Origin of the sequence: Rhodobacter xanthinilyticus (genome assembly GCF_001856665.1) — a bacterium.
GTDB lineage: Bacteria > Pseudomonadota > Alphaproteobacteria > Rhodobacterales > Rhodobacteraceae > Rhodobacter > Rhodobacter xanthinilyticus.
This window is the reverse complement of the sequence record NZ_CP017781.1, coordinates 2,548,086-2,557,508: the sequence shown is the minus strand read 5'-3', so window position 1 is coordinate 2,557,508 and position 9,423 is coordinate 2,548,086. Positions and strand designations below refer to the sequence as shown.

The window sequence follows — 9,423 nt, the reverse complement described above, 5'->3', positions numbered from 1 at the left end:
GTCTCGCGCCCCCGTCAGATCCGCAGGAAATAATTGCCGCCCAGATGGGTGGCGCCGCCCGCGCGCAGCACGGTATCGGTCTCTTCCACCGCGATCCCCGAGGTGACGTTGAACATGATCCCGCGCGCGCCGCGCGGCGCCGACCAGCTGCGCACCGCCAGCAAGATCCGCTCCCAGATGTAGCCGCCGACCGGGGTCGAGCGGATATCGGCGCGCAGGTAGAGCGTGTGCATCACCGTGATCCAGCTCTTGCGGCTGCCCATGAAGGGGCGGAAGACGTAATAGGCAAAGGCCACCGGCTCGCCGTCATATTCGACATAGAGCGCGCCGTTGAAGCCCGGGTTGTCGCGGATGAAGCCGATGATCTGCTCGAACTGCGGCTCGTCGAAAGGCAGGTCGGCAAACAGGCTTTCGCGGTGCATCTGGTGGACGAGCGGCAGGATCTGGGGCACATCGGCGACCTCCTCGCCGAGCTTGATCATCACTTTGCGCCGTTCCTCGGCGGGGAGGCTGCTTTGCACGGAAGGCTCCTGTTCTTGGGTCGTGGCCGCGCCATCTCACAACTTTGACGCGAGCCTAGCGGATGGAGGTGCTCACGACCAGAGGGGTTGGCCCGAGCGGGCGTGGCGCGCGGCGAGGGCGCGGGCGTCGCGCCCCTTCAGGCAGGGCAGCGCGAGGCTCGCGGCGCCCGCCTCGAGCTCGGGGAACAGCGTGGAAATCTCGGCGCGCGCGTCCTCGGAGAGGAAGCTCAGCGCCTGCGGGCCGGGGTAGAGGGTTTCGGCCTCGATCCCGTCGGCGATGACGAGGGCGTGGTCGTCGAGCATGAAATGGTAATAGGTGACGGTGCTGAGCTCGCCATCGACCTCGATGCCGGCGGTGCCGACGAGCTGTTTGACCGCGACCAGCACCTCGCGCGCGCCGAACATCCGCTCGGCGATCTTCGAGCGCACCACGACCCGGTGCTGGGGCGAGACATGCAGATCGCGCCGCGGCAGCCCGTCGCCAAAGGCGCCGCGCGGCACGAGGATCGGCATCAGCTTGGGGTTGGCCATCAGATCGATCAGGTCGAGCCGGCGCCGGCCGATCCAGCGGATCGGGCGGGCGCCTGCGCGGGTCGAGACGAGATCGCCGCGGCGCAGGGCCTCGACCGGGCGCGGGCCGGCGGGGGTCTCGATCAGGGTGCCGGGGGTGAAACAGACCGCGTTCAGGGCCTCGAAATTCGAGAAGGTGGCCTGCGCGACCACCGTATCGCCGCCCGAGAGGGTGAGGATGTCGCCCCATTGCACCGTGCCCGAGAGCAGCGTCGGCATGCCCAGCACATCGCCGTATTGATCGGCGCGCAGCACGTTGGTCACCTGATCGCCGATGCCGTCGTGGTTGGTGTCGAGGGTGAAGCTGCCCGAGGTCAGGGTCAGCGTCCAGTCGCCGGCGAGGTCGAGCGTGTCGAGCCCGGTGCCGCCGTCGAGGCTGATCGGCGCCTGACCGACCTTCTGGGCGAGCTCCTCCTCGGAGGCGGCGCTCGCCTGGGTCATGTTGACTTGCGTGACATCGTTGCCCGCGCCCATGACGACATTGCGCCCGCCCGAATTGTCGAGCACGAGCGTGTCGTCGCCGTCGCCCATGTCGAGCGTGTCGTAGAAGGCCGAGCGGTGCAGCTCGACGACATCGTTGCCGGTGCCCATCGAGATATTGTCGAAGCCCAGCTTGTCACCGCTTTCGGGGTTCACCCAGGGCATGTTCCACGACACGAGCGTATCGGCGCCGCCGAGGAAGTTGACATCGTAGAAATGGCCTGAGCCGCTCAGCGTCGCGTTCGAGGTGGTGACGGTGACGCTGCTGCCGTTTTGCGAGGGGACGCCGGAGCCGTTCGTCGCGTTCGTGACCGTCGCGGCGTTATTGGCTGCATTGCCTGTCAAGGTGGCGTTGGCCACGGTTTGCCCCAGATACTCTTACCCCTTCCGCCGTGATTATGGGGGGGGAACCTTGACAAGGCTTTGATTGCTCTGGGGCGTTTTCGGTCCGATTTTAAGAAAATCAGGGGGAAACGTGTCGGCGGGCGGGCCAACCGCCCCCGCGGCCGGGGCTGCGAGGGCGGCGGGGGAGGCGGGGCGCCGTCAGATGTCCTTCATCAGCCGCAGCGCATCGTAGATCGCGGCATGGGTGTTGCGTGCGCTCACCGCATCGCCGATCCGGAACAGCTGGAAGGCGCCCTCGGGTTCGCGGATCAGCCGTTGCGGCGCGCCCGCGATCAGCGCGTCGTAATCCACCGCGCCGCCGTTCGAGGAGAGCGGCTTGAGCGCGAAATAGAGCTCGTCGAGCGGCATCGTGCCATAGTTGACAACGATCTGGTCATAGCTTTGCTCGCGGGTATGGGCGCTGTAATCGGTGCCGATCACCGCCGTCAGCCGGTTGCCCTCCTTGCGCACATCCTTGAGGCGGCGGGTGACGGTGAAGGTCACGTCCTTGTCTTGCAGCGCGCGCATGTAGGGCACGAGGTTCATCGCCATGATATCGGGGGCGAAGGTGCGGTCGGGGGTCATCACCTCGACGCGCGCGCCCGCCCGCGCGGCAAGCTCGGCCGCCATCAGCCCCGGGTGATCGCCGCTCTCGTCATAGATCAGCACCTCCTGCCCGGGTTTGACATCGCCCGAAAGCAGATCCCAGGCGCTGATCACATGGCCGGGCTCCTTGCCCTCGAAGAGGGTGAGATTGGGCAGCCCGCCGGTCGCCACGATCACCACATCGGGGGCGAGCGCGGTCACATCGGCCACCTCCGCCCAGGTGTTGAAGCGGAATTCGACATCGCGCGCGGCGCATTGCGCCATCCGCCAGTCGATGATCGAGATCATCTCGCGGCGCCGTTCGGAGAGCGCGGTGAGGCGGACCTGACCGCCCGGGTCGGGCTGGGCCTCGAACACGGTCACGTCATGGCCGCGCTCGGCGGCGACGCGGGCGGCCTCGAGCCCGGCGGGGCCGGCGCCGACGATCACCACCTTCTTGCGGGTCTCGGCCGGGGCGATCTCATGGGGCATGGTCAGCTCGCGCCCGGTGGCGGGGTTGTGGATGCACAGCGCCTCGCCCGCGGCATAGATCCGGTCGAGACAGTAGGTCGCGCCGACACAGGGGCGGATGTCATGCTCGCGCCCCTCGATGATCTTGCGCACGATATGCGGGTCGGCCATATGCGCGCGGGTCATGCCGACCATGTCGAGCAGCCCCGCCGCGACCGCATGGCGCGCGGTGGCCACATCGGGGATCTTCGCGGCATGGAAGGTCGGCATCCCGGTCGCGGCCTTCACGGCGCCGGCAAAATCGAGATGGGGGGCGTTTTTCATCCCCTGCACCGGGATCACATCGGTCATCGCCGGGTCGGTGTGGATGCGCCCGCGGATCACGTTGAGGAAATCGACCATGCCGGTCGCGGCGAGGCGGCGGGAGATCTCGATCCCCTCGGCGGGGGTGATGCCGCCGGCCTCGGCCTCGTCGGCGGTGTAGCGCAGCCCGACGATGAACTCCGGGCCGACCCGTTTGCGGATGCCGCCGAGCACATCCATCAGCAGTTGCATCCGGCTCTCGAGCGTCTGGCCGCCATAGGGGCCCTCGAGGTCATTGGTCAGGGGCGACCAGAACTGGTCGAGCAGGTGGCCATAGACCTGCAACTCGATCCCGTCCATGCCGCCGGCCTGCATCCGCTCGGTCGCATCGGCGAAATCGGTGATGATGCGCGCGATATCCCAATCCTCGGCGAGCTTGGGGAAGGCCTTGTGCGCGGGCTCGCGGTGGCGCGAGGAGGAGACCGAGGGCAGCCAGGCGCCCTTGTTCCAGGTGGTGCGCCGGCCGAGATGGGTGAGCTGGATCATCACCGCGCAGCCGTGCTCGTGGCAGGCATCGGTGAGGCGGCGGATATGGGGCACGACCTCGTCCTTGTAGGCGAGGATATTGTTGAAGACCGGCGGGCTGTCTTTCGAGACCGCCGCCGAGCCCGCGGTCATCGCCAGCGCCACCCCGGCCTTGGCGCGCTCGGCATGATAGGCGGCGTAGCGCGCCTTGGGCATGCCGTCCTCGGGGTAGGCGGGTTCGTGGCTGGTGGTCATGATGCGGTTGCGCAGCCGCAGGTGTTTGAGCTGGTAGGGCTGGAGAAGGGGATCGGTGGACATCGGGCACTCCCTGGCTGATGGGGGTATCAACCGGAAAATGTGCACCGATGTCAACAAAAAGATCGTTGGTGAACATTTTGCCGGCGGAGGGGGCGACGGGCGCAGATTCTTCAGAAAAAGCGGGAAATCTGCGACAAAATGTCCCGACCGTTAAAATGCGGTCGGATTTCTTGGGCGCCTTGTTAACGTTTCGGTTGCTAACATTCTGGCGACCCAGACCCGAGGTTGCGCCAGATGCCACGCCTTTCACAGATGCGGACGGTCCCGTCGCTTGCGCGCCTTCTGGCTCGCTTCTCGGCGCAATCGCTGCGCCTCAAGATCACGCTGCTGACCTGTGTCGTGACCTTTCTCGTCGCGCTGACGATGTTCTGGGTGAGCTACCGCCAGACCGTCGCGGTCTCGCTTGCGGCGGCCAATGAACGGCTCCTGTGGGAGACGCAGGCGATCGCCAACCCGATCCGGGCGGGGTTCGAGCAGCTCGTCTCGGATGCGCGGCTGGTGCGCTCCTCGTCGATCCCGGAGGGCTATTTCCGGGCCGAGCGGGGCGGCGGGGTGGACCCGGTCTCGGGCAATGACCTTGCGCATTGGCGCGCGCGCTTCGAGCTCGCGTTTCGGGCCCTGATGCAGCAGCGCCCGGATTATCTGCGGATGCGCTACATCGCGGCGGCGGGGGGGCGGGAGCTGGCGCGGGTCGACCGCCCGCCGGGGGCGGTGCTGGGCGCGGCCGAGCCTGACCGCGGGCGCGAGCGGCTGGTCACCACCGCGCCGGAGCGGCTGCTGCGCGGGCTCGAGACGCCCGATCTGGCGCGGGCGCTGGCGCTCGATCCGTCCGGGATCCTGGTCGTGCCCGAGCGCGGGCGGGCGGGGCCGGGGCGGGTGGTGCGGGTGCTCGTCTCGGCGCAGTTCGAGGGCGCGACGGTGGGGGTGGTGGAGATCACGCTCGATTATGCGGCCTTGTTGCAGGCGGTGGTGCGGTCGGTGCGGCCGGCGGCGGCGGTGCTGGTGATCGACCCGGCGGGCGAGGCGATCTCCCATGATCCGGGCAGCGGGCTGTTCATGCCGCTCGGCCGGGCGCAGATGGCGCCGATGCTGGCGCAGATCGCGCAGGCCGATCCGGGCGGCGCGGCGCCGAACGTGGCGCTGGCCGATGCGGTCACGGTCGCGCGCTATCAGCGGGTCGTGCTCGATACCCAGGAGCCGCCCTTCGCGCTGGGCGTGGTGGCGCGCCATCCGCGCGTTGAGGTGTTTGCCGCGCTCGGCGCGCTGCGCACCAAGCTGATCGGGATCGGGGCGGTGCTGATCCTCGGCTCGGTGGGGGTGGCGTTTCTCGCCGCGACCTGGATCACCGAGGCGCTGCCGCGGATGACGGCCCAGCTGCGAGAAGCGGCGCGCAGCGGCGGCCCGCCGGTCCATCTGCCGATCGAGCGACGCGACGAGATCGGCGATCTGGCGCGCTCCTTCGAGGCGCTGCGGCGGCGCATCGTCTCGTCGGAGGCGCGCGCGCAAGAGGTGATCGAGACGGTGGTCGACGGGATCATCACGATCGACGAGCGCGGCATCATCTGCGACTACAACCCCGCTTGCGAGCGGCTGTTCGGCTATGGCCGCGAGGAGGTCGTGGGGCGCGATGTCGGGATGTTGATGCCCGAGGGCGACGGGAGCGCGCATCAGGCCTATCTGACGCGCCTCAGCCGCGGCCCCGGCGAGGGCCCCGACGACACCCGCGTCGTCGGGCGCACGGTCGGGCGCGGGCGGGATCTCGTCGCGCGGCGCAAGGATGGCTCGACCTTCATCCTCGAGCTCTCCGTCAGCCACACCCATTACGGCAACCAGCGCTTCTTCACCGGCATCTTGCGCGACATCACCGCACGCAAGGAGATGGAGGTGATGAAAAACGAATTCGTCTCGACGGTGAACCACGAGCTGCGCACGCCCCTGACCACGATCCGCGGCGCGCTGGGCCTGCTCAAGACCACCTCGGCGCATCTGCTCGATGCGAAATCGGCGCGGCTGCTCGACCTGTCCTATGACAGTTGCGGCCGGCTCGCCCATCTCGTCGACGACATCCTCGACATGGAGAAGATCGAGGCGGGCAAGATGGAGTATCGGCTCGAGCGGCAGGAGATCAACACGCTGGTGCGCGAGATCGTCGAGCGCCACACGAGCTATGCCGATCAATATGACGTGCGCTTCACCGTGCTATGCGCGCCCGAGCCGCTCCATTGTCGGGTCGACCCGAGCCGGTTCAATCAGGCGCTGGTCAACCTGCTCTCCAATGCGGCGAAATTCTCGCCCCGCGGCGGCGAGGTGATCTTCGCGATCGGCCGCGAGGGGGAGAGTGTCACGATCCGGGTGACCGATCAGGGCCCCGGGATCCCGCGCGAGTTCCGCGACAAGATCTTCGGCAAATTCGCGCAGGCCGATGCCTCCTCGACGCGGGCGCGCGGCGGCTCGGGGCTCGGGCTCAACATCGCGCGCGCGATCATCCTCGCCTTCGAGGGCGAGATCACCTTCACCACCCGTATCGGGCAGGGCACGACCTTCTGCATCCGCCTGCCGCGCGATGTCGAGCTGCCCTTGCAAAGGAGCGCCTGATGGCCGGGCCGCTGCACTCGATTCTCAATGTCGAGGATGATGAGGATATCGCCGAGGTGGCGGTGATGACGCTCGAGATGCTCGGCGGGTTCCGGGTCGTGCACTGCGCCAGCGGATGCGCCGCGCTCGAGCGCTTTGCCGCGGAGGCGCCGCAGCTTGTGTTGATGGATGTGATGATGCCCGGCATGGACGGGCCCGAGACGCTGCGCCGGCTGCGCGAGATGCCGGGGGCGGCGCGCTCGGTCCCGGTGATCTTCATGACCGCGCGCGCGCAGGTGCATGAGCAGGCCGCCTACCGCAGCCTTGGCGCGCTGGGCGTGATCGTCAAACCCTTCGACCCCGACCGGCTGACCGCCGAAATCACCACCCTTCGGGAGAGCCACGATGCACCATGACCCCGATTTCGCCCTCTCGCTCGCGGCCATCCGGGCACGATTTGTCGAGAAGCTCGGCCGATGGATGCCGAAATATCTCGAGCTCTCCGAGATGCTGGAGGCGCTCGATCGGCGCGGGCCGATGATCGCGCTCGCGCAGGGCGTGTCGGAGGGGCCGCGGCCGGTTGAGCTGATCGGTGAGCTCAGGATGCAGACCCACAAGATCGCGGGCTCGGCGCAGACCTTTGGCTTCGAGGTGCTCTCGCAGCGCGCGCGCGAGCTTGAGGAGCGGTTCGATCAGGGCGGGCCCCCGGCGGCGGATCTGACGCTGCGGGCGTTGCTCGAGCGGTTCATCTCGGCCGCGCGCGAGGTGCTCGAGGCGGCGAAGGGCGCGCCCGATGCGGCGCCCGCTGCGGCGCGGCAGGAGGCGCCGGCGCAAGCGGCGTTGCCCGAGGCCGCGGGCCCGGCGGCGGCGGCCGGGACGGGGGTGCATGTGCTGGTGGTCGATGATGACGAGCTCGTGCGCGATCTTCTGGGCGCGGGCTTTGCCGAGATGGGCTGGCGGATGAGCACCGCGAAAACCGGGCTCGAGGCGCTCTTGATGCTCTTTGCCTGTGCCGGCGGGCCGGCGGCGGGGCGCCCGGACGTGATCTTGATGGATGTGAACATGCCCGAGATGGACGGGTTTTGCGCCCTCGAGCGGATCAAGGCGGCGCCTTTGTGGCGCGAGATCCCGATCCTGCTGCTCACCCGGCGCGACGAGGAGACGAGCCAGATTCGCGGGTTTTTGCACGGCGCGGAGGCCTATCTGATCAAGCCCTTCGATCTTGGCGAGGTGGTGCGCCGGGTGGCCGATACGCTCGATGCGCGGGCGCGCACGGTGGTTGTGGGCTGCGCCGACCTCGAGCGCGGGGTGCGGCTGAGCCAGCGGCTGCGCGGCGCGGGGGGGCGGGTGCGGCTCGTGCATTCGAGCGCCGATGCCTGGGAGGCGCTGACCGAGGAGCGCCCGGTGGCAGCGCTTCTCGAGGCCGATCTGCGCGGCGAGGGGGGCGCGGCGGTTCTGGCGCGCGCCCGCGCGAGCGCCGATCTCGAGCGGCTGCCGATCCTCTTGGTGCTGCCCGAACTGGCGCCCGAGGCGCTCCTCGAGGCGAGTCTTGCGGGGCTCGCGGCCGGCGCGAGCGATGTGCTGCCCGCCGACACCCCGCCCGCCTGGCTCGCCGCCCGGCTCGAGGCCTATGCGCGCGCGGCGAAACCGGGCTGAGCGCTCAGCCCGGCCCCTCGATCTCGCGCCGCACCCCGTCAAAGCCCGGGTAGATCGCGCTCGCGGTGACCCCGAAAGCCCGCAACCGCGCCCGCAACGCGCCGACCTGTTCGCGGGGCAGGGTGAATTTCTGGAGGACGGGCGGTGCGTCTGCGACGAACAGGTCCAAGATCTCGGCCCTGACGCGGCGTCACGTCCTGCGCAAAGGCCTCTAGCGCGCTCTTGAGGTCGAAGGCGCGGGGGACTTGCCCCGCCTCGTTTGTGAAGCCGGTCGCGGCGAGATAGCTCATCGCTCCTGCCTGGGCGAAGAGATTTGCATTGCCACGATAGCTCGGGAAATATAGCCGAGGCACGGCCAGATGGGCCTGCGTTTGTGCAAATTGCAATTCTTGGGCCCGGTTGAAGAACAATGGGTCCAGGGCATGGATAGCGATCTCGGCCCCGAGCTTTTCGGCGCTCTGGTCGGTCGCGAAGAAACAGGCGGTGAGAAGATCCTCACTCCAGTCGAGCAAGGGCGTCGGCAAGCCCTGATGCTGCATGAGCGCGAGGAGGGGCAGAGTGTCTTCGCGTGGAAAACTCTCGCGATTAAGGGCGCCAAATTGTGGATCAGTGGGCCAGCGGACCGGCCTTCCGGCGCGGGGATCGAGGGTTTCAAAATCGACCCGGCTGAGGTCGAGGTCGATCAGGTTGCGACGATTTGCGACCGAGAAGAACCTGCGGGTGAGCGCCACATGTTGGGCGAGCAATCTATTCCAGTCGCGGGAAACCATCGGCGTTTTCGGCTCGATCGGCGTGGTGCGCCGCGGCCCTAGCGCCAGTTCATTCAACCGCGCCATCCCCTCCTTCCGATACATCGACGGCGTCAGCGTGTAATTCGCATCCGACACCCCGCGAAACAGCGCCGCGCCGCCCTCGCTCGCCTTGACCAGCGCCTCGATCAGCGCCTCGGCCGTCTGGCAGGCCTCTTCCCGGTAAATCTCCATCGCGCCCTCCGCTCGCCCGCGCCAGTTTGCGCCGCCCCGCCCCCGCGCGCAAC

At 68.4% G+C, this 9,423-nt stretch carries 7 protein-coding genes; 3 read left to right on the top strand and 4 right to left on the bottom strand.

Going from position 1 to position 9,423, the window contains the following annotated elements; translation table 11 throughout:
• Positions 1-14: 14 nt before the first annotated feature.
• The 3 genes from LPB142_RS12460 to LPB142_RS12450 form a co-directional block, all read right to left on the bottom strand.
• A complete protein-coding gene (locus LPB142_RS12460) occupies positions 15-521 on the bottom strand; it encodes a GNAT family N-acetyltransferase (protein WP_068765738.1) in 507 nt (168 codons plus the stop codon).
• A 72-nt stretch (positions 522-593) separates the two neighbouring features.
• Positions 594-1,931: a Hint domain-containing protein gene (locus LPB142_RS12455; protein ID WP_071166576.1), complete on the bottom strand. Its 1,338-nt coding sequence runs from the start codon at positions 1,929-1,931 to the stop codon at positions 594-596.
• 183 nt (positions 1,932-2,114) lie between these two features.
• On the bottom strand, positions 2,115-4,157 hold the full coding sequence (locus LPB142_RS12450; RefSeq protein ID WP_071166575.1) for an NADH:flavin oxidoreductase: 2,043 nt from the start codon (positions 4,155-4,157) through the stop codon (positions 2,115-2,117).
• 234 nt (positions 4,158-4,391) lie between these two features.
• On the opposite strand from LPB142_RS12450, the gene LPB142_RS12445 reads away from it, so the two are divergent.
• The 3 genes from LPB142_RS12445 to LPB142_RS12435 are packed head-to-tail and all read left to right on the top strand — an operon-like array spanning position 4,392 to position 8,387.
• Positions 4,392-6,752 carry a PAS domain S-box protein gene (locus LPB142_RS12445; protein WP_198037832.1) on the top strand — a complete coding sequence of 787 codons (2,361 nt, stop codon included), beginning with the start codon at positions 4,392-4,394 and terminating at the stop codon, positions 6,750-6,752.
• The gene (locus LPB142_RS12440) at positions 6,752-7,147 is read left to right on the top strand and encodes a response regulator (RefSeq protein WP_071166573.1); all 396 of its coding nucleotides are present in this window, start codon (positions 6,752-6,754) and stop codon (positions 7,145-7,147) included. Before LPB142_RS12445 ends, LPB142_RS12440 begins: the two co-directional genes overlap by 1 nt.
• Positions 7,137-8,387: a response regulator gene (locus LPB142_RS12435; RefSeq protein ID WP_071166572.1), complete on the top strand. Its 1,251-nt coding sequence runs from the start codon at positions 7,137-7,139 to the stop codon at positions 8,385-8,387. The genes LPB142_RS12440 and LPB142_RS12435 overlap by 11 nt, the downstream gene beginning before the upstream one ends.
• Before the next feature lie 38 nt (positions 8,388-8,425).
• Here the strand turns inward: LPB142_RS12435 and LPB142_RS12430 are convergent, their stop codons facing one another.
• Complete coding sequence (locus tag LPB142_RS12430; RefSeq protein ID WP_071166571.1) at positions 8,426-9,370, bottom strand: FRG domain-containing protein; 945 nt, start codon at positions 9,368-9,370, stop codon at positions 8,426-8,428.
• Between the last annotated feature and the right edge of the window lie 53 nt (positions 9,371-9,423).